Annotated in this window: 20 protein-coding genes; 8 read left to right on the top strand and 12 right to left on the bottom strand. The window is 66.3% G+C overall.

All coding sequences use genetic code 11. The features are described from left to right. Nucleotides 1-85 precede the first annotated feature (85 nt). From pstB to AC3DEZ_RS05455, 9 genes are all read right to left on the bottom strand, one after another. On the bottom strand, nucleotides 86-904 hold the full coding sequence (gene pstB, locus AC3DEZ_RS05495) for a phosphate ABC transporter ATP-binding protein PstB (RefSeq protein WP_447101605.1): 819 nt from the start codon (nucleotides 902-904) through the stop codon (nucleotides 86-88). Beyond that, the gene (gene pstA / locus AC3DEZ_RS05490) at nucleotides 897-1,748 is read right to left on the bottom strand and encodes a phosphate ABC transporter permease PstA (protein ID WP_488387327.1); all 852 of its coding nucleotides are present in this window, start codon (nucleotides 1,746-1,748) and stop codon (nucleotides 897-899) included. The genes pstB and pstA overlap by 8 nt, the downstream gene beginning before the upstream one ends. Nucleotide 1,749: 1 nt before the next feature. Continuing rightward, nucleotides 1,750-2,721 carry a phosphate ABC transporter permease subunit PstC gene (gene pstC, locus AC3DEZ_RS05485; RefSeq protein WP_488387326.1) on the bottom strand — a complete coding sequence of 324 codons (972 nt, stop codon included), beginning with the start codon at nucleotides 2,719-2,721 and terminating at the stop codon, nucleotides 1,750-1,752. 74 nt (nucleotides 2,722-2,795) lie between these two features. Next, nucleotides 2,796-3,893 carry a phosphate ABC transporter substrate-binding protein PstS gene (pstS, locus tag AC3DEZ_RS05480; protein ID WP_488387325.1) on the bottom strand — a complete coding sequence of 366 codons (1,098 nt, stop codon included), beginning with the start codon at nucleotides 3,891-3,893 and terminating at the stop codon, nucleotides 2,796-2,798. A gap of 307 nt (nucleotides 3,894-4,200) precedes the next feature. Next, the gene (gene pstS / locus AC3DEZ_RS05475) at nucleotides 4,201-5,217 is read right to left on the bottom strand and encodes a phosphate ABC transporter substrate-binding protein PstS (RefSeq protein WP_488387324.1); all 1,017 of its coding nucleotides are present in this window, start codon (nucleotides 5,215-5,217) and stop codon (nucleotides 4,201-4,203) included. Between the two features lie 221 nt (nucleotides 5,218-5,438). Continuing rightward, on the bottom strand, nucleotides 5,439-6,605 hold the full coding sequence (locus tag AC3DEZ_RS05470; protein ID WP_488387323.1) for an OprO/OprP family phosphate-selective porin: 1,167 nt from the start codon (nucleotides 6,603-6,605) through the stop codon (nucleotides 5,439-5,441). Between the two features lie 253 nt (nucleotides 6,606-6,858). Further along, entirely contained in the window at nucleotides 6,859-7,524 is a 666-nt protein-coding gene (gene nth, locus AC3DEZ_RS05465; RefSeq protein WP_447101611.1) for an endonuclease III, read from the bottom strand. Between the two features lie 5 nt (nucleotides 7,525-7,529). Then, the gene (locus AC3DEZ_RS05460) at nucleotides 7,530-7,922 is read right to left on the bottom strand and encodes a hypothetical protein (protein ID WP_488387322.1); all 393 of its coding nucleotides are present in this window, start codon (nucleotides 7,920-7,922) and stop codon (nucleotides 7,530-7,532) included. A gap of 7 nt (nucleotides 7,923-7,929) precedes the next feature. Further along, the gene (locus AC3DEZ_RS05455) at nucleotides 7,930-8,712 is read right to left on the bottom strand and encodes an enoyl-CoA hydratase/isomerase family protein (RefSeq protein WP_488387321.1); all 783 of its coding nucleotides are present in this window, start codon (nucleotides 8,710-8,712) and stop codon (nucleotides 7,930-7,932) included. Between the two features lie 170 nt (nucleotides 8,713-8,882). Here AC3DEZ_RS05455 and AC3DEZ_RS05450 point away from each other — a divergent pair, with 170 nt between their 5' ends. From AC3DEZ_RS05450 to AC3DEZ_RS05435, 4 genes are all read left to right on the top strand, one after another. Further along, complete coding sequence (locus AC3DEZ_RS05450; RefSeq protein ID WP_447101613.1) at nucleotides 8,883-9,584, top strand: FKBP-type peptidyl-prolyl cis-trans isomerase; 702 nt, start codon at nucleotides 8,883-8,885, stop codon at nucleotides 9,582-9,584. A gap of 114 nt (nucleotides 9,585-9,698) precedes the next feature. Continuing rightward, nucleotides 9,699-10,499 (top strand): NUDIX hydrolase, encoded by an 801-nt coding sequence (locus tag AC3DEZ_RS05445; protein WP_488387320.1) that lies wholly within the window; start codon nucleotides 9,699-9,701, stop codon nucleotides 10,497-10,499. Beyond that, a complete protein-coding gene (locus AC3DEZ_RS05440) occupies nucleotides 10,499-11,353 on the top strand; it encodes a sulfurtransferase (RefSeq protein WP_488387568.1) in 855 nt (284 codons plus the stop codon). The genes AC3DEZ_RS05445 and AC3DEZ_RS05440 overlap by 1 nt, the downstream gene beginning before the upstream one ends. Before the next feature lie 70 nt (nucleotides 11,354-11,423). Further along, complete coding sequence (locus tag AC3DEZ_RS05435) at nucleotides 11,424-12,761, top strand: substrate-binding domain-containing protein (protein ID WP_488387319.1); 1,338 nt, start codon at nucleotides 11,424-11,426, stop codon at nucleotides 12,759-12,761. 38 nt (nucleotides 12,762-12,799) lie between these two features. Here the strand turns inward: AC3DEZ_RS05435 and AC3DEZ_RS05430 are convergent, their stop codons facing one another. After that, the gene (locus AC3DEZ_RS05430; RefSeq protein ID WP_488387318.1) at nucleotides 12,800-13,576 is read right to left on the bottom strand and encodes an enoyl-CoA hydratase/isomerase family protein; all 777 of its coding nucleotides are present in this window, start codon (nucleotides 13,574-13,576) and stop codon (nucleotides 12,800-12,802) included. Nucleotides 13,577-13,614: 38 nt separating this feature from the next. Between AC3DEZ_RS05430 and AC3DEZ_RS05425 the strand changes: the two genes are divergently transcribed. Then, nucleotides 13,615-14,064, top strand: a complete 450-nt coding sequence (locus AC3DEZ_RS05425; protein ID WP_488387317.1) for a copper chaperone PCu(A)C — start codon at nucleotides 13,615-13,617, stop codon at nucleotides 14,062-14,064. A gap of 139 nt (nucleotides 14,065-14,203) precedes the next feature. Here the strand turns inward: AC3DEZ_RS05425 and AC3DEZ_RS05420 are convergent, their stop codons facing one another. Both AC3DEZ_RS05420 and uvrA read right to left on the bottom strand, forming a co-directional pair. Continuing rightward, nucleotides 14,204-14,623, bottom strand: a complete 420-nt coding sequence (locus tag AC3DEZ_RS05420; RefSeq protein WP_488387316.1) for an acyl-CoA thioesterase — start codon at nucleotides 14,621-14,623, stop codon at nucleotides 14,204-14,206. After that, a complete protein-coding gene (gene uvrA / locus AC3DEZ_RS05415; protein WP_488387315.1) occupies nucleotides 14,620-17,541 on the bottom strand; it encodes an excinuclease ABC subunit UvrA in 2,922 nt (973 codons plus the stop codon). The genes AC3DEZ_RS05420 and uvrA overlap by 4 nt, the downstream gene beginning before the upstream one ends. Before the next feature lie 384 nt (nucleotides 17,542-17,925). Here uvrA and rplU point away from each other — a divergent pair, with 384 nt between their 5' ends. From rplU to obgE, 3 genes are all read left to right on the top strand, one after another. Then, on the top strand, nucleotides 17,926-18,234 hold the full coding sequence (gene rplU, locus AC3DEZ_RS05410) for a 50S ribosomal protein L21 (RefSeq protein WP_488387314.1): 309 nt from the start codon (nucleotides 17,926-17,928) through the stop codon (nucleotides 18,232-18,234). 12 nt (nucleotides 18,235-18,246) lie between these two features. Further along, on the top strand, nucleotides 18,247-18,507 hold the full coding sequence (gene rpmA / locus AC3DEZ_RS05405) for a 50S ribosomal protein L27 (protein WP_141453508.1): 261 nt from the start codon (nucleotides 18,247-18,249) through the stop codon (nucleotides 18,505-18,507). A 204-nt stretch (nucleotides 18,508-18,711) separates the two neighbouring features. Next, nucleotides 18,712-19,764 (top strand): GTPase ObgE, encoded by a 1,053-nt coding sequence (gene obgE, locus AC3DEZ_RS05400; protein WP_488387313.1) that lies wholly within the window; start codon nucleotides 18,712-18,714, stop codon nucleotides 19,762-19,764. Nucleotides 19,765-19,958: the final 194 nt, after the last annotated feature.

Raw genomic sequence — 19,958 nt, 5'->3', positions numbered from 1 at the left:
TTCGATGCAGCGGGCGGGAGCAGGGAGGGGCGGGAAATCGCGCTTGCGAATCCCCAGTCCCGAATCTCCGATCCCGCGGGGCGTTTCATCCGAAACGTCCCGTAATGTAATCCTCGGTCTGTTGCTTGCTGGGCTTGGAGAAGATCGTCGCGGTGGCATCGTGCTCGATCAGCTCGCCCAGGTACATGAAGGCCGTGTAGTCGGACACGCGCGCGGCCTGCTGCATGTTGTGGGTGACGATCGCGATGGTGTAGTCCTGTTTCAGCTCCTCGATCAGCTGCTCGATCTTGCTGGTCGAGATGGGGTCCAGCGCGGAAGTCGGTTCATCCAGCAGGATCACGTCCGGGCGCAGGGCGACCGCGCGGGCGATGCACAGGCGCTGCTGCTGGCCGCCGGACAGTCCGAGCGCACTCTGCTTCAGCTTGTCCTTGGCCTCCTCCCACAGCGCCGCCTGGCGCAGGGCCTGCTCCACGCGCACGTCCATGTCGGCCTTGCCGATACGCTCATGGTGGCGGATGCCGTAGGCGACGTTTTCGTAGATCGTCATCGGGAACGGCACCGGCTTCTGGAACACCATGCCGACCTTGCTGCGCAGCCGGTTCATCGGGAACTTCGGGTCGAGGATGTTCTGGCCGTCCAGCAGCACCTCGCCCTTGGCTTCCAGCTTCGGGTACAGCGAATAGATGCGGTTGAAGATCCGCAACAGGGTCGACTTGCCGCAGCCGGACGGGCCGATCAGCGCGGTGACCTTCTTTTCCGGGATTTCCAGGTTGATGCCCTTGAGGGCATGGAAGCCGCCGTAGTAGAAATCGAGGTTCTTGGCCGCCAGCTTCACTCGCGCCGGCGTGCCGGTGTCGAGTTCGCGGTGCGGGGTCGCGACCGTGATACGGGCCACGTCATTCATGGGTCACCTTGTTTCGCAGGAGGATGGTCCGGGCCAACAGACTGAGCAGCAGGACGAGCGCGGTCACCAGGAACGCGCCGGCCCAGGCCAGCGAGTTCCAGGAGTCGTACGGACTCATGGCGTACTGGTAGATGACCATGGGCAGGTTGGCCATCGGCTGCATCAGGTCGGCGCTCCAGAACTGGTTGTTGAAGGCGGTGAACAGCAGCGGCGCGGTTTCGCCGCTGATGCGCGCCAGCGCCAGCAGCACGCCGGTCACCACGCCGGGCAGGGCGGAGCGCAGCAGCACCTGGGTGGTCACCTTCCACTGCGGCACGCCCAGCGACAGCGCGGCTTCGCGCATCTGCTGGGGCACCAGCCGCAGCATCTCGTCGGTGGTGCGGACAATCACCGGCAGGGCGATGAAGGCCAGCGCGACCGCGCCCGCCAGCGCCGACCAATGGCCCATCTGCGCGACCATGACGGTGTAGATGAACAGGCCCAGCACGATGGACGGCGCCGACAGCAGGATGTCGTTGACGAAGCGGATGGTTTCGCCCAGCCAATGCTTGTTGGCGTACTCGGCCAGGTAGGTGCCGGCGGCGATGCCGATCGGCGTGCCGAGCACGATGGCCAACAGGCTGATCACCACGCTGCCGAAGATGGCGTTGAGCAGGCCGCCGGGTTCGTTCGGTGGCGGCGTCATCATGGTGAACAGGTCGAGGTTCAGGCTGCCCAGGCCCTTGGTGATCGTGGTCCAGAGGATCCAGACCAGCCACATCAGGCCGAAGATGGCCGCGGCGATGGACAGGGTCAGCGCGACGACGTTCTTGACCTTGCGCCACGTATACAGGGAGGCGGACATGTCAGTTGCCCTCGCGCTTGGCGAGCTGGCGCAGCATCAGGCGGGCGGCGGCCAGCACGATGAAGGTCAGCAGGAACAGGGTGAAGCCCAGCAGCAGCAGCGAGCCGCGATGCAGCGGGTCGGTGGCTTCGGCGAATTCATTGGCGATGGTCGCCGCGATCGAGGTGCCCGGTTCCAGCAATGCCGCGCTGATGGCGTAGGCGTTGCCGATGACGAAGGTGACCGCCATGGTTTCGCCGAGTGCGCGACCCAGGCCCAGGAACACGCCGCCGATGACCGCCGAGCGGGTGTAGGGCAGGACGATGTCCCACATCACTTCCCAGCGGGTCGAGCCGAGCGCGTAGGCCGATTCCTTGAGCCGGCCGGGCACCGTGAGGAACACTTCGCGCATCACCGAGGACACGAACGGGATGACCATGATTGCCAGCACCAGGCCCGCGGTCATCATGCCGATGCCCAGTGGCGGACCGGAAAACAGCACGCCGATGCCGGGAATCTGGCCCAGGTTCTCGTCGATCCACGGATAGATGTATTCGCTCAGCTGCGGCGCCAGCACGAACAGGCCCCACATGCCGTAGATGATCGAAGGGATGCCCGCCAGCAGCTCGATCGCCATGCCGACCGGACCGCGCATCCAGGTGGGGGCGACCTCGGTCAGGAACAGCGCGATGCCGAAGCTGACCGGCACCGCGATCACCATCGCGATGGTGGCGCTGACCAGGGTGCCGTAGATGGGCACGAGCGCGCCGAACTCGCGCGTGCCCACGTTCCATTCGGTACTGGTGAAGAAGCCCAGGCCGAAGGTCTGCAGGGCTTCGCGGCCGCCCCACAGCATCGACAGGGCGGCGGCGATCAGCGAAACGAGGACGAACAGGCCCGCGGCGGTCAGTGTCCAGCGGAACAGGCGATCGGCGCGCGCATCGCGGGCGGTACGCAGATCGATCAGTGAAGCGGGGAGGGTGGCGGTATTCATGCGGTCGGAGGGTCCGGGCCGGCGTTGCGTGGGCGGGGGACGCGGCCGCGTTCAGGCGGCCACGCGCAGGCGGCTCAGAGCTTGATTTCCGCGGCCCAGTAGGCCTCGACCTGCTTCACCAGGTCCGGCGGCAGCGGCACGTAGTCCAGCTGTTCGGCCTGCGGCTTGCCCTGCTCGTAGGCCCACTTGAAGAAGTCCAGGGTGTTCTTCGCACGTGCCGCGTCCTTGGGCTGCTTGTAGACCAGGATGAAGTTGGTCGCGGTGATCGGCCATGCCTCCGCGCCCGGTGCGTTGGTGATCACCAGGTTGAAGTCCTTGGCGCTGGCCCAGTCCGCGCTGGCGGCGGCGGCGGCGAAGCTCTGCGCGGTCGGTTGCACGAAATGGCCGGCCGCGTTCTGCAGCGAAGCGTAGGCCATCTTGTTCTGTTCGGCGTAGGCCAGCTCGACGTAGCCGATGGAGTTCTTCAACTGGCGCACATAGGCGGCCACGCCTTCGTTGCCCTTGCCGCCGACGCCGCCGGCCCAGTTCACCGAAGTGCCTTCGCCGACCTTGCTCTTCCACTCCGGGCTGACCTTGGACAGGTAGTTGACGAAGTTGAAGGTGGTGCCCGAGCCGTCGGAGCGGTGCACGCTGTTGATCTTCTCGGCCGGCAGCTTCAGGCCCGCGTTGAGTGCGGCGATCGCCGGGTCGTTCCAGGTGGTGATCTTGCCCAGGAAGATGTCGGCCAGCACGGGGCCGCTCAGCTTCAGCTGGCCGGATTCGATCCCGGCCAGGTTGATCACCGGCACCACGCCGCCGATGACCGAGGGGAACTGGCCGAGACCGGCCTGCGCCAGTTCTTCCGGCGACAGCGGCTTGTCCGAGGAGCCGAAGTCGACCGTGGCCGCCTTGATCTGGGCGATGCCGCCGCCGGAGCCGATCGACTGGTAGTTGATCTTGGCGCCGGTGCTCTGGTTGTAGTCGCTGGACCAGCGGGCCATCAGCGGATAGATGAACGACGCGCCCGCGCCGGTGATTTCGGCGGTCACCTTGGCGGCGCCGGTACCGGCGCCATCGGCGGCCGGGGTGGCGCCCGTCGTGGCCGGGGCATCGGAGGCGGGCTTGCAACCGGCGACGAACAGGGCGGCGGCGATGGCGAGGGCCGCGAGGCGGACCGGCGAAGCGAAGGACATGGCGGGCTCCATAACGTGGGCGGTTTGTGTCATGGCGCTATGAAATGATGTTTTTGTTACAGCGTGATGACACTGTGGCCGGCGTCCGATTTCCGGCGTCCCGGAGAGGGGGCATGGCACCCGGCAAGGGCCCTTCGCCATGGCTTCGCGAGGATGCGGCGGACGGGCATCGCGCCAGGGCGAGGGGACTTCCCGGCGCAAAAAAAAAGCGGGCCGTGCGGCCCGCGTCAAGAAATGCCAGGAGGTTTGAGAAGGAGATCCCGACCGCGCGGGAGAGAGGGGTACGCGGCCGGGATCGGGGAGGGGATTACTTCAGGTTCTGCGACCAGTAGGTCTCGATCTGCTTGACCAGCGGATCCGGCAGCGGGACGTAGTCCAGGGCCTTGGCCTGGCCATCACCGTTGGCGTAAACCCAGCTGAAGAACTCCTGGGTGGCCTTGGTGCCGGCCGGGTTCTTCGGCTGCTTGCTGACCAGGATGAAGTTGGTGGCGGTGATCGGCCAGGAGTTCGCGCCCGGGGCGTTGGTCATCACCAGGTAGAAGTCCTTGGCGCTGCCCCATTCGGCGCTCGCGGCGGCGGCGGAGAAAGTCTCGTCGCTGGGCAGCACGTAGTTGCCGGCGGCGTTCTTCAGGCGCGAATAGGCCATCTTGTTCTGCAGTGCGTAGGACAGTTCGACGTAGCCGACGCCGCCCTTGATCTGCTTCACGTAGGCGGCGACGCCCTCGTTGCCCTTGCCGCCGATGCCGGTCGGCCACTGCACCGAGGTGCCTTCGCCGACCTGGCTCTTCCACTCGCCACTGACCTTGGACAGGTAGTTGACGAAGTTGAAGGTGGTGCCCGAACCGTCGGAACGGTGGACCACGGTGATCTTCTGCGCCGGCAGCTGCACGCCGCCGTTGAGCGCGACGATGCGCGGGTCGTTCCACATCTTGACCTTGCCCAGGAAGATGTCGGCCAGCAGATCGCCGTCCAGCTTCAGCGCGCCCGAGGCCACGCCCGGCACGTTGATCACCGGCACCACGCCGCCGATCACGGACGGGAACTGGGCGAGGTTGAACTTGGCCAGCTCGTCCGGCTTCAGCGGGGCGTCGGACGAACCGAAATCGACCGTGCCGGCCTTGATCTGGGCGATACCGCCACCGGAACCGATGGACTGGTAGTTGACCTTCTTCTGGGTGGCCCTGGCATAGTCGGCAGACCACTTGGTCATGACCGGGTAGACGAACGACGCGCCGGCGCCGGTGACGTCGGCGGCGGCGGCCTGGGCCGAAAGCACGCCGGCGATGGCCAGCACGGCGACGCGGGTCTTGAACGAGTTGAACACGGATGGCTCCTGGGAGTGGTGTCACGGCGCGGTGTGCCGTCGGCGTGCATTTCACGACGTTTGCGTGACAGCGCCATGTCGTCTTCATGACAGCGGGATGACAGGCGGCCGGGAGCGTGCAGGCGGGGCAGGCGGCCTTTGCGAACAGGGCGGGAACCCAGGAAAAAGCAAAGGGCGCGGCTTGCGCCGCGCCCTCCGCGAATGGCTGGAAAGCGCTCGGCTTACCAGTAGAACTGCAGGCGGGCTTCGACCACGTTCGGGTCGTCCTTCAGCACGCCCTTCTCCTGCTTGACCGCGACGTAGTTCAGCATGAACTTGAAGTTCGAGCGCCAGTACCAGTTCACGCCGGCGGTCCAGCTGTCCATCTCGCCGCCGACCACGGCGCCGTCGGTCAGATCGATGGTGTCGTAGCGCAGGCCCACCTGCCACATGCCCTTGACCGGATCGGCCGGGAGGCCGGTGGTCGGCACGCCCGCCTTGTAGCCCCAGGTCTCGCCGGTGATGTTCCACAGGCCCGACACGTAGAAGCCGTCGCCGCTGAAGTCGTCGAAGCTGCCGTAGCGCTTCACGTCAGTCTTCATGTATTCGCCCTGCAGCTTGAACGGACCATTGACCCACATGGCCTCGGCACCGAGCACGCTGTTGCGGTCGCTGGCGCGCAGGCCGCTGCTGCCGGTGTCGACGAAGCGGGTCGGGACCATGTCGGCCATCGGACGGGCGCGCAGGCGGATCACGTCGCCGTCGGTGTCCTTGTCGGTGTACGACAGACCCAGGTGCAGGATGTTGCCGGTCTCGTTGATCGGGGCCCAGTAGCCGCGGGCGGAGTAGCCGCCGCCGTGCTCGCGGTTGCGGGTCAGTTCACGGCCGAAGAAGCTGGCGGTCACGCCCCAGTTGGCGTCGCCGATGTTGTACTGCAGGCCCACTCGGCGCGGGGTGCCCAGCGAGTTGGTGATCGACGACTTGGAGATGAAGTCGTTGTTCTTGGTGCTGGACAGCTCTTCCAGGGTGGCGCCCGGCTGCTTGAACTGGCCGATCTGCAGGAAGTGGTTGGCGTTGCCGCCGATCTTGTACTTGACGTTGGCGTCCAGGAACTTGTCGTCCTTGGCGTCGTAACCCAGCACCCATTCGATGTTGCCCGGGCCCTTGCCCTTGAGCACCAGCTCGGCGCGACGCAGCTCGTTCAGATAGTCCTTGCCATCCAGATCCGAGGCCGAATCGGCACCATAATCGATGGTGTCGGTATCGAACTTGTAGAAGTCGGCCTGCACCAGGCCTTCGAACGAGACTTCGGAACCGCCAATCACGTCGATCGGAATCTCGGCCTGGGCGGCAGGCGCGGCGACGGCGGCCAGCAAAGCGAGCGTCAGGGTGCTGCGGGAGAGTTTCATTGGGTTAGCCCTTGGGGCAGGTGTGGAAGACGCTGCGCAGGCTAATTGGTGAAAGTTGCGTTATTGTTACAACGCTGTCTTATTTCGTCGGGATGACAGTTCGATGGCAATGGGGGCCGGGACTGGGGATTCGGGATTGGGGATTCGAGAAGAGCTGGCTTTTGCCTGTCCCTTTTAAAAAGGGCGGCGGGGATTGCGTTTCGGGACCACAGATCTCCCCCGGCTGGCCCCATCCCGAATCCCGAATCCCGGCTCAAATCGTCTTGTCGGGATAGCGACAGAGATCGCGGATCACGCACTGCGGGCAATCCGGCTTGCGCGCCTTGCAGACATAGCGCCCGTGCAGGATCAGCCAGTGATGGGCGTCGTGCAGGAATTCGGCCGGCACCGTCTTCAACAGGCCATCCTCCACTTCGCGCACGTTCTTGCCGGGCGCCAGCCCGGTGCGGTTGGCGACACGGAAGATATGGGTGTCCACCGCCATGGTCGGTTCGCCGAAGGCGGTGTTCAACACCACATTGGCGGTCTTGCGGCCCACGCCCGGCAGCGCCTCCAGCGCCTCGCGCGAGCGCGGAACCTCACCGTCATATTGATCCACCAGAATCCGGCAGGTCGCGATCACGTTCTTCGCCTTGGCGTTGAACAGGCCAATCGTGGCGATGTACTTCTTGAGTCCCTCCTCGCCGAGGGCGAGGATCTTCTCCGGCGTGTTGGCGACCGGAAACAGCCGTCGGGTGGCCTTGTTGACGCCGACGTCGGTCGCCTGCGCCGACAGCGTCACCGCCACCAGCAGTTCGAACGGACTGCTGTATTCCAGTTCGGTGGTGGGTTTGGGATTGAGTTCGCGCAGGCGCGAGAACAGTTCCTGCACCTCGGCCTTGCTCAGGGTGCGGCTGCGGCGTTTGCGGCGTTCGGTCATGCGTTCTATTGGGCTTCGGGCGGTTCGGAACCGCTTTTTCCCGCCGCGCGCACCTTTGCACGAGCCAGGATGGCGGCGGCGGAAGGGGGAAGTGAAGGGCGGGGCGCCTGCGGCGTCGCTGGCGCCGGTGCACGCCGGGCGTCGCGTTCGGCGGTGCGCCGGCGCAGCCGTGCCTGGCGCGCGAGATGGCGTCCGCGCGCCTCCCATGCGGCCCGCAACCTGCGTTGGGCATCCCAGACGGGCGCCAGTCCGGTGACGCACGTGCAGTCAGCGGAACAGGGCGCGACCTCCACCAGCCCGGCATTGATGGCGGCATCCAGATCGTCCCGCGCCAGCAGCGCCAGCAGGATGTCCCCGCGTGCCACCTGCCGGCAGAAGGAGGAAGACGCCTCGCCCATGGCCGTTTCAGCGGCCCGCGAACTGCGGCTTGCGGCGTTCCAGGAACGCACGCGTGCCTTCGCGCATGTCCTCGGTCGAGAACATCAGGCCGAACTGCGCCGATTCGTACTGCAGTCCTTCCTCGATCGCGCACTCGCCACCGACATGGATGACGTCCAGGTTGCCGCGCAGCGCCAGCGGCGCGGCCTGCGCCAGCTGTTCTGCCCACTGCAGGGTCTCGGCTTCCAGTGCATCGGCGGCGACCACCTTGTTGACGATGCCCAACTGGTACGCGCGTTCGGCGGTGATGGGCGCGCCCAGCAGGCACAGCTCCAGCGCCGCCGCGCGGCCGGCCAGGCGCAGCAGCCGCTGGCTGCCGCCGAAACCCGGAATCAGGCCGAGATTGATTTCGGGTTGCCCGACCTTGGCGTTCTCCGAGGCGATGCGCAGGTGGCAGGCCATCGCCAGTTCCAGCCCGCCGCCCAGGGCGAATCCGTTGACCATCGCGATCACCGGCTTGGGCAGGGTTTCGATGCGCCGCATCAGGCGCTGGCCGCGCAGGGAGAAGTCGCGCCCCTCGACCGCGCTGAGGGCGGACATCTCGGCGATATCCGCGCCCGCCACGAACGCCTTGGGACCGGCCCCGGTCAGCACCACCACCCGCACCGCCAGGTCGCCGGCGGCGGCCTCGAAAGCCTCGAGCAGGGCGTCCAGGGTGGCCGCGTTCAGAGCATTCAGCTTGTCCGGCCGGTTGACGGTGATGCGCCGGATGGCGCCCTGGTCGGCGACGGAAACGGGGGTGTCGGACATGCGCGGAATCCCGGTAAATTCGTGAATTTTAAGTGAAATTGAACTATTGGGCCGCCCCTTCGGTCGTACCCGGCGGTTGTCAGTGGCGGTTAAGCGCACTGACCGTTATCCTAGCGCGTCCATTCGAGGCGGTACGCCCGCCCTGTACCACCACCCTGGAGAAATCGTTGATGAAGTTGCGTTCGTTAGTGGTCGCTGTCGCGGCATTCGCCATGGCCGGTAGCGCCCTGGCTCAGGACACCACGTCCGAGAAGGGCAAGTTGAGCTATTACTTCGGCTACGACTACGGCAACAACCTGGCGGAGCTGACCGGACGTGGCGAGCAGTTGGACATCAACACGGTCATCAAGGGTCTCCAGGACGCGTATGCGAAGAAGCAGCCGGCGCTGACCGCCGACCAGCTCAAGCCCGCGCTGGAAGCTTTCCAGAAGCGCGAACAGCAGCGCGCGCAGACGGCCAAGGCCGAGTACGACAAGGTCGCCGCGGAAAACAAGACCAAGAGCGATCAGTTCCTGGCCCAGAACAAGGCGAAGTCGGGCGTGCAGTCGCTGCCCAGCGGCGTGCAGTACCGCGTGATCGAAGCCGGTGCCGGCGCCAAGCCGACCCAGGCCAGCACCGTCAGCCTGGAAGTCGCCGGTCCGTATCCGTTCGGCCAGAAGCCGGCGGAAGCCCGTCCGGCGCAGCAGATGCCGAACGTGAAGGTCAGCGAGATCGAAATGCAGGCCATGCGTGAAGTGCTGCTGCAGATGCCTTCCGGCGCCAAGTGGGAAGTCGCGCTGCCGCCGGACAAGGCCTATGGCGCCGACCCGCGCACGGGTTTCCCGCCGAACGTGGCGGTGGTGTTCGAGATCAAGCTGCTCAGCACCAAGTAATCCAGGTAGTTGGTTCTTCCCGCAGTCCCGCTACGCCGGCCACCAGGCCGGCGTAGTGCGTTTTGCGCGGCACGTGCGCGGTTTTCGCGCTAGGCTGCGCAGGCATGAAGGTTCATGAATTCCGCATTCCGCGCCGTGCTTAGCCCGTGCATCGGCGTCTGTACCCTGGGTGATGACGGGCTGTGCGAAGGCTGTCTGCGAACGACCGCCGAGATCGCCCGCTGGTCCCGAATGAACGATGACGAACGCCTCCGTCTGATGGAATCGGTGCTGCCCGCTCGCGAGCAGGGCCGGCTGCCGTTCGAGCAGCGGCTGCCCGAGGCGGCGAGGTTGCGGCATGTGCTGCATCCGCTGGACGACATCCCCACCGCGCGTGGCTGGAACCATGAAGAACTGCTGGACCTGCTGCCGCCGGGCGAACCGGCGGAAGCCGCGGTGCTGGCCGGACTGGTACCGCGCCCGCAGGGCACGCAGGTCATCCTGACCAAGCGGACCGACGGCCTGCGACACCACGCCGGACAGGTGAGTTTCCCCGGCGGACGTATCGAGATGGCCGATGCGGGCGTGGTCGCCGCCGCGTTGCGCGAAACCTGGGAGGAACTGGCCATCCCCGCCGGCCAGATCGCGCCGCTGGGTTTCCTGGATCCTTTCACCACCATCAGCGGCTTCCGGGTCGTGCCGGTGGTGGCGGTGATCGACCCCACCTACGTCGCCACGCCCGAACCGGGCGAAGTGGCGGACGTGTTCGAAGTGCCGCTCGACTACCTGATGGCGCCGGCCAACCTGCGCCGGGTGGAAGTGGACTATCGCGGCCGCCGTCGCGCCGTCCTGGAGTATGGCTGGCCCGGTCAGCGCATCTGGGGCGCCACTGCGGCGATCCTGTTCAATCTGAGGCAACGGCTGGAGGGCGCGTGATGCACTGGACGACGCTGGTGGACGTGGACGCACTGGCCGCGGTGCTGGGTGATCCCGGCCTGCGGCTCGTCGATGCGCGCTTTGCCCTGATGGATCCGGCCGCGGGCCGGCAGGCCTATCTTCAATCGCATCTGCCGGGTGCGGCGCATGCGGATCTCAACGAGAACCTGTCCGACCTTTCGCGTCGGGATCTTGGCCGCCACCCGCTGCCCGACGATGCCGCCTTCGCGCGCAAGTTGGGCGAGTGGGGCATCGGACCTGATCATCAGGTCGTGGTGTACGACGCCGGTGATGGCAGCATGGCCGCCGCACGGTTGTGGTGGATGTTGAGGCTGCTGGGACACCGGCGGGTTGCGGTGCTGGATGGCGGGTTTGCCGCGTGGCGTGCGCGTGGCTTGCCGGAGACGGCGGAACCCGGCGGGATCATCCCCCTGCCGGCGTATCCCGCAAGATTCGATGCGCGGCTCATCGCCGACGCCGACGAAGTGCGCCGGCGCCTCGACGAAGACAGCGGCTGGCTGTTCGATGCGCGTGCGCCCGAGCGCTTCCGTGGCGACGTCGAACCCATCGATCCGGTGGCGGGCCATGTACCTGGCGCGATCAATCGCCCCTTCGGCGCCAACCTGCGTGATGGCCGATTCAAGTCATCCTCCGAACTCCTCGCGGAACTGGCGCCGATGCTGGCCGGACGCCGGCCGGACGATCTGGTGCTGATGTGCGGATCGGGCGTGACCGCGTGCCATCTTCTGCTGGCGTTCGAACATGCCGGATTGCCGGGCGCGCGTGTCTATGCGGGCTCCTGGAGCGGCTGGATCACCGACTCCTCGCGACCGGTCGAACGCACCGCATCCTGACGCGGACCGGATCGTCATCGCCCTGTAACCGTCCGCGGTCACTCTCCCGCGCTTCACAGGGGGATGACCGATGTTGCACCGTTTGCCGCGCTTCGCACTGGCGATGTGCCTGTTGTTGCTGGCGTGTCCGCCAGCGTCCGCGCAGGATGATGGCTCCACCGAGCGTCTGCGCATCCATGGCTCCAATACGCTGGGCGACGCGCTGGTGCCGGCGATGGTCGAATCCTGGCTCCGCCATATCGGCTACACCGGCATCCGCCGGCAGGCGGCTTCACCGCTGCGCACCGACATCCGCGCGGTGCGCGATGGCGTGCCGCTGATTGTCGAAGTGGACAAGCGCGGCTCTGCGGCGGGATTCAACGATCTGATCGAGGGCAACGCGGAGATCGCGATGCTGGCGCGCGCACCGTTGGCGGCGGAACGCGAAGCGGCCTGGCAACTGGGCGATATCGAATCACCGGAACAGGAATTCGTGGTCGCCGTCGATGGATTGGCGGTGGTGGTCAATGAACGCAATCCCGTCCGCCGGCTGACGGTGGCGCAACTGCGCGAGGTGGTGAGCGGTCGCGTCCATGATTGGTCGATGATTGGGGGACGCAATGCGCCCATCCACCTGCACCTGGGGCGCGTACCGGGCGGAAACCGGGATTTCCTGCGCGAACGGGTATTGGGAACCGCATCGGTGGCCAGCTCGGCGCGGACGCATGCGACGCTTGCCCAGGCGGCGCGCGAAGTAGCGGCGGATCCGGATGCGATCGCGGTGGTGGGTGTGGCCAGTGCCATTCCGCCGGGCACTCGCACGCTCGCCATCGCCGATGGCGGCATCGCGGTCCTGCCCACCCGTATCAACGTGATGAGCGAGGACTATCCGCTGGTGCGGCGCTATCGCCTCTATGGCGGACCCTTGATGTCCGCGCTGGGCCGCAGCTTCGCCCAGTACGCGGTGGGCCGGGATGCGCAGCGGGCGGTGGAGCGTGCCGGCTTCCTGGCGGTGACCCTGCGTCCGGCGACGCAGCCGCGCGTGCCGGATCCCGCACAGCCCTACGGACAGGCGGTCACGGGTACCGCGCGACTGCCGGTGAGCCTGCGTTTCAATCCGGCCTCGCTGACGACATTCTTCGACAGTCGTGGCGCCAACGACATGGAGCGCCTGACCGCCTATCTTCGGTTGCCACAGAATCGCGGGCGCCAGGTGACCGTGGTCGGCTTCTCGCATGACGATGGCAGCAACCGGTTGATTGCCACCGTGCGCAGCAACCAGCGTGCCGACGCGGTCGCCGATCATCTGGTCAAGCAGGGCATCGCGGTACAGCGCTCCATCGGCATGGGCGCGAGTCGTCTGCTGATCGGGGGCGACGGCGCCGATGCGCGCTACCGCAACGAACGGGTGGAGGTTTGGGTGCGTTGACGAGACATGCGGTGGCCTGGGGAGGCCACCGGCACGCGTCACTTCTTCAGCTTGTCCACCAGCGCTTTCAGCGCGGTCTGGGTGTCGGGGGCGTCCCACGCGTCGATGAAGCGATCCAGCTGGATGAATTCCGGCGACATCGCTTCCACCACGTCGCGGCGGGCGATGGCGCGGGTCTGCAGCATCGGGTGGTGGGGCAGACGCAGCAGGTTCTCCAGCCAGGCCAGCGCGCGCGCGTCGACCTGATCCTGGTCGGCCAGTTCGTCCACCAGACCCAACTCCAGTGCACGCTCGGCGGGCACCATCTCGCCGGCCACCAGCAGGCGTTCGGCCCGATGCGGACCGACCAGCCGGCGCATCAACCGCTGGATGCCCTCGGGAGCGACCAGTCCCACCTGGGTTTCATTGAGGCCGATGCCGAAGGGGCGCGCCGGATCCGCGCTGCGCGCCATCACCCGGTAATCGCAGCACAGCGCCAGCACGCAGCCACCCGCTGGCGCATGGCCGCCGATGGCCGCGACCACCGGAATGCGCGAATCGGCCAGCGCGCGTGCGGCGCCAAAGAACGCCTGCCAGGCATCCATGAGCGCATGTCGGTTCTCGCCGAGCGACAGCAGGTACGGCACGTCCATGCCGGCGGAGAATATCTTCGGATTGCCGGCCAGCACGATGCCGTGCACGCCATCGCCCATGGCGGTGTCGACCGCGTGGATCAGGGCGCGGCACAGTTCGGTGTTGAGGGCATTGACCGGCGGCCGGGCCAGCCGGATCTCGCGGACGCTGCCATGGTCCCGGGTTTCGATCGGCGAAGACATTCATCTGCTCCAAGGGCGTGTGGGCCTATGATAGGCGCATGAATCACCGCCATGTATCCGCCCTGCTGTCCGCCGCGCTGCTGCTGGTCGGCAGCGCCTCCGCCCATGCCGCTGAATGTCTGCCCACGGCCCGCCAGGCGTGGATACGGCTGCCGCCGTCGCCGGCCATGCCGATGATGGCCGGGTTTCTCCGCATCGATAACGCCTGTGCAAAGGCGGCGGAGATCACCGGTGCCGACAGCCTGGCGTTCAGCGAGGTCTCGTTGCACGAATCGCGTCAGGTCGACGGCGTCAACAGGATGCGCGAACTGGAAACCCTGCCGATCGCCGCTGGCAAGTCGGTCGAGTTCAAGCCGGGCGGCCTGCACCTGATGCTGTACAAGCCCTATGCGCCGGTGAAGGAAGGCGACAAGCCTGTGATCACGCTCAAGCTGAAGGATGGCCGCAGCCTGCCGGTGACCTTCGAGGTGCGCAAGGCGGCACCGTAAGCGGGCTCCCTTCGGAGTCAGCGCGTTTTGATGATGAGGACCGCTTGATTGTGGGAGCGACGTGAGTCGCGATGCCTTTCGAGCCTGCGAAGAGCATTCGCGACTGACGTCGCTCCCACAGGGATGATCAATGAGGCCGTCAAACGGACGCGTTGCGCACGGCGTCCGGTAGCGGTGCGCTCTTGCCGGTGTGGGTATCCATCCACACCACCACCACGTTGCCGTCGCAGTACAGCACGCCATTCTGGTCGACGATGCGATGACCGATGGTGACGCTGCTGGTGCCCAGCCGATCCACGTACAGCTCGACCAGGATGTCGTTCGGCCAGGTCAGCGGTCGCCGGTAGTTGATGTTGTTGGCGGCGACCACGGGCGCGATGCGATCAGTCATCGAGACACCCGGGATGTCGAGGATCCAGCGCACGCGCGCCTCTTCCAGGTAGGACACGTACTTGGCATTGTTGACGTGGCCCATGCTGTCCATGTCGCGCCAGCGCACGCTGATCGGAATCGCCGCCAGCATCTTTCGTTCGGAGGAATTCTCGGGCGTCGTGCTCATTTGGCTTTCGCGGTCTTTTTCTTGTCGGACTTGCGCGGCGGCAGCACGTCGGGCTTGGCGACCGCGGCCGGCTTGCTGGCCTTGGGCGCCTTGCTCGCCGGCAGCAGCTTGGCCAGGAACTGGCCGGTGTGCGAATCCGGATGGGCCGCGATGTCCTCCGGCGTGCCGCTGACCAGGATGCGTCCGCCACGGTGGCCGCCTTCCGGGCCCAGATCCACCACCCAGTCCGCGGTCTTGATCACGTCCAGATTGTGCTCGATGACGACGATGGTGTTGCCCTCGTCGCGCAGCTTGTGCAGCACCGCCAGCAGGTGCTCGATATCGTGGAAGTGCAGGCCGGTGGTCGGCTCGTCCAGGATGTACAGCGTGCGCCCGGTGTCGCGGCGCGACAGTTCCTTGGACAGCTTGACGCGCTGCGCCTCGCCGCCGGACAGCGTGGTCGCGCTCTGGCCCAGCTTGATGTAGCTCAGGCCCACGTCCATCAGCGTTTCCAGCTTGCGGGCGATGGACGGCACCGGCTCGAACAGCTTCAGCGCATCCTCGACGGTCATCTCCAGCACGTCATTGATGTTGAAACCCTTGTAGAGGATCTCCAGCGTTTCGCGGTTGTAGCGCTTGCCGTGGCAGACATCGCAGGGCACGTACACGTCCGGCAGGAAATGCATCTCGACCTTGATCAGGCCATCGCCCTGGCAGGCCTCGCAGCGGCCGCCGCGCACGTTGAAGCTGAAGCGCCCGGGCGAATAGCCGCGCGCGCGCGCTTCCGGCACCTGCGCGTACAGCTCGCGCAGCGGAGTGAACAGGCCGGTGTAGGTGGCCGGGTTGGAGCGGGGGGTACGGCCGATTGGCGACTGGTCGATGTCGACCACCTTGTCGAACAGATCCAGTCCGACGACTTCGCGGTACGGCGCGGGCTTGTGCGAGGCGCCGTTGATCTCGTTGGCGGCCAGCGCGTACAGGGTGTCGTTGATCAGGGTGGACTTGCCGGAACCGGATACGCCGGTGACGCAGGTGAACAGCCCCGAGGCGATGTCCAGATCCACGTTCTTGAGGTTATTCCCGCTGGCGCCGCGCAGGTGCAGCATCATCTTCGGGTTGGCCTTGTGGCGGGCCTTGGGCACCTCGATGCTGCGCTTTCCGGACAGGTACTGGCCGGTCAGCGAACGCGGCGCCTTCAGGATGTCCTGCAGGCTGCCTTCGCCGACGATCTCGCCGCCGTGCACACCCGCGCCGGGACCGATGTCCAGCACATAGTCGGCCGCGCGGATGGCGTCCTCGTCATGCTCCACCACGATCACGGTGTTGCCGAGGTCGCGCAGGCGGGTGAGGGTGCCGAGCAGGCGTTCGTTGTCGCGCTGGTGCAGGCCGATGCTGGGTTCGTCCAGCACGTACATCACGCCGACCAGGCCGGCGCCAATCTGCGAGGCCAGGCGGATGCGCTGCGCCTCGCCGCCGGAGAGGGTGTCGGCCTTGCGTTCCAGGGTCAGGTAGTCCAGGCCGACATCGACCAGGAAGCCCAGCCGCTCGCCGATTTCCTTGACGATCTTGGCGGCGATTTCGCCGCGCCAGCCGGGCAGGGCCAAGCCGCGGAAGAACGACAGAGCTTCGTCCACCGGCATCACCACCAGCGCGGGCAGCGGGCGATCGGCGACGAACACGTTGCGCGCGGCCTTGTTCAGACGCGCGCCGCCACAGTCGGGGCAGGGCTGCTCGCTGATGTACTTGGCCAGTTCCTCGCGCACCGCCGGCGATTCGGTCTCGCGGTAGCGGCGTTCCAGGTTCGGTACGATGCCTTCGAAGCGATGTTTGCGCTGGGTGCGGCCGCCGGATTCGGTGAGATAGGTGAAGGTGATGACTTCCTCGCCGCTGCCGTACAGCACCGCCTGGCGGGCTTTCTCCGGCAGCGACTGCCAGGGCGCGTCCACGTCGAAGCGATAGTGTTTCGCGAGCGAGGCGATCAGCTGGAAGTAGTAAGCATTGCGGCGATCCCAGCCGCGTACCGCGCCGGCGGCCAGCGACAGTTCCGGATGCACCACCACCCGCGCGGGATCGAAGAACTGGGCCACGCCCAGGCCGTCACAGGTCGGGCAGGCGCCCACCGGCGAGTTGAACGAGAACAGGCGCGGTTCCAGTTCCGGCAGCGAGTAGTCGCAGACCGGGCAGGAATACTTGGACGAGAACAGCAACGGGTCGCCTTCCGGCTTGTCCAGCGACATCACCGAGGCCATGCCGTCGCCCAGCTTCAGCGCGGTCTCGAAGCTTTCGGCCAGGCGCTGCTTGATGTCCTCGCGCGGACGGAAGCGGTCGATGACCGCCTCGATGGTGTGCTTCTGGCGCAGGGCCAGTGGCGGCACGGCGTCGATTTCATGCAACTGCCCGTCCACCCGCACGCGCACGAAACCCTGCGCGCGCAACTGGTCGAACACCTGGGCATGCTCGCCCTTGCGCTCGCGGATGACCGGCGCCAGCAGCATGTAGCGCTGCTCGCCGTCCAGACCCAGCACCTGGTCGACCATCTGGCTGACCGTCTGCGCCTCCAGCGGGTAGCCGTGGTCCGGGCAGCGCGGGGTGCCGACGCGGGCGTACAGCAGGCGCAGGTAGTCGTAGATCTCGGTGATGGTGCCGACCGTCGAGCGCGGGTTGTGCGAGGTCGACTTCTGCTCGATGGAGATCGCCGGCGACAGACCCTCGATGTGGTCCACGTCCGGCTTTTCCATCACCGACAGGAACTGCCGGGCATAGGCCGACAGCGACTCGACGTAGCGGCGCTGGCCTTCGGCGTAGATGGTGTCGAACGCCAGCGAGGACTTGCCCGAACCGGACAGCCCGGTGATGACAATCAGCTTGTCCCGGGGCAGGTCGAGATCGATGTTCTTGAGATTGTGGGTGCGTGCGCCGCGGATGCGGATGCTGTCCATGCCGTGGGGTGGCCTGTTCAGAAAAGGGAGGGAAGGGGCTCCGGATCCGCCGGCGCGACCCGGTCGCGCCAGCGAATCGCCCAGCGTAGCGATTCCGTTATTTGGGGGCAAATCGCCACCAGGAAAGGCCCGGCGGGGACGGTCGGGAACGCTGCTCCGGTCCTGTTCACACCGTTGCCTGCTCCCGCGGCCATCCGCCTGCCAGTGGAGCCGGAGGGGGTCTCAGGACCTGCGACTGGAGGCGGGCATGGGCCGGAACCGGACCGCTTCGGTTCCGGAAGGGAGGCGACTTGACCCTAAGCTGCTGAAAGCCCTACAATTCCGCTTCTGACCGCCCTCGATGGTGGTCGGGTCAAGAGAATAACTACAGAAGAGGATTCACCAATGTACGCAGTTCTGGTCACCGGCGGTAAGCAATACCGCGTGATGAAGGGCGAGACTCTGCGCGTCGAGAAGCTCGATGCGGAAGCCGGTAAGGAAGTCATGTTCGACAACATCCTGATGCTGGGCGACGGCGAAAGCGTCACCCTGGGCGACGCGCTGAAGAGCGCGAGCGTCTCGGCCAAGATCGTCGGCCACGGCCGCGCCGACAAGGTCCGCATCATCAAGTTCCGCCGCCGCAAGCACCACATGAAGCGTCAGGGTCACCGGCAGCATTACACCGAAATCGAAATCACCGGCATCAACAAGTAAGGAGAATCAGTCATGGCACATAAAAAGGGCGTAGGCTCCTCGCGCAACGGCCGCGACTCCAATCCGAAGATGCTGGGCGTGAAGGTCTATGGTGGCCAGGCGATCGACGCCGGCAACATCATCGTCCGTCAGCGTGGCACCCAGTTCCATCCGGGTTCGGGCGTCGGCCTGGGTCGCGATCACACGCTGTTCGCGCTGGTCGATGGCAAGGTCGAGTTCTCGATCAAGGGCCCGAAGAAGCGCCGCACCGTCAGCGTGGTCGCGGAAGCCTGAGGCGCCGCGCACACGTAGCGAAGGGCCCCGCCGCGTGCGGGGCTTTTCGTTTTGAAAGTCCGGTAATAGGGAATCGAGAATCGGGAATGGGGAGATGCAAGAGCGCCCCGTGAATTCCGCGGCCATCGCCGCGAGTCCGATAAACTCTCCAGCCTCCATGCCGGCTTTCGATTCTCCATTCTCCATTCCCGATTCCCGGCACTTATGAAACTCGTAGACGAAGCGGAAATCCAGGTCATCGCCGGCAACGGCGGCAACGGTTGCATCGGCTTCCGGCGCGAGAAGTTCATCCCGCTGGGCGGACCGGACGGTGGTGATGGCGGCAGCGGTGGCAGCGTCTGGCTGATCGCCGACGAGAACCTCAACACGCTGGTCGATTTCCGCCACGAGAAGAACTTCCGCGCCCAGCGCGGCGAGAACGGCATGGGCCGGCAGATGTATGGCAAGGCCGGCGAGGATCTCACCATCACCGTGCCGGTCGGCACCGTCATCACCAATGTCGAGACCGACGAGGTCATCGGCGACCTGACTCTCCACGGGGACCGCCTGCTGGTCGCCAAGGGCGGCAAGGGCGGCCTGGGCAACATGCATTTCAAGAGCTCGGTGACCCGCGCCCCGCGCAAGGCGACACCAGGCGAGGAAGGCGAGCAGCGCCTGCTCAAGCTGGAGCTGAAGCTGCTGGCCGACGTCGGCCTGCTGGGCTTCCCCAACGCCGGCAAGAGCACCTTCATCCGCGCAGTCTCGGCGGCCACGCCGAAGGTCGCCGACTATCCGTTCACCACCCTCTATCCGAATCTGGGCGTCGTCAGCGTCGAGGCGCACCGCAGCTTCGTCATCGCCGACATCCCGGGCCTGATCGAGGGCGCCGCCGACGGCGCCGGCCTGGGCGCGCAGTTCCTGCGCCACCTGCAGCGCACCCGCCTGCTGCTGCACCTGGTGGACATGGCACCGATGGAGGGCGGGGTGGAAGGCATCGCCCCGGCCGATCAGGTCCGCGCCATCGAGCAGGAACTGATGAAGCACGATCCGGAGCTGCTGGAGAAGCCGCGCTGGCTGGTGCTCAACAAGGCCGACCTGATGTTCGAGGACGAGGCCCGCGAGCGCGCCGAGCAGATCGTGGCGGAGCTGGACTGGATGCATCCCTGGTATCAGATCTCCGCGATTTCCCGCGAAGGCACCTGGCCGATCATGCAGGACGTGATGGCGTTCTTCGATCGCCAGCGCGAAGAGGCCGAAGAGGCCCGGAATGCCGGCTGAGCCAGCCGCGCCGACGCCCCCCGCTTCGCTCCTTCCCCCGCATGCGGGGGAAGGCCGGGATGGGGGCAAGCCGGAACTCGTGACAAGCGTCCAGCCGACAATGTTTCGAATGAGGCAGGCGTCGGATGTTTACATGCATCCGTCCGCTCAAGACCGCTCGGCTTCGCCCCGCTCCCACCCCAACCCTCCCCCGC

It is taken from the genome of Pseudoxanthomonas sp. 134C1, from assembly GCF_057773065.1.
Note: the sequence above shows the minus strand (reverse complement) of the source record. Positions and strands in the feature narration are given on the sequence as shown.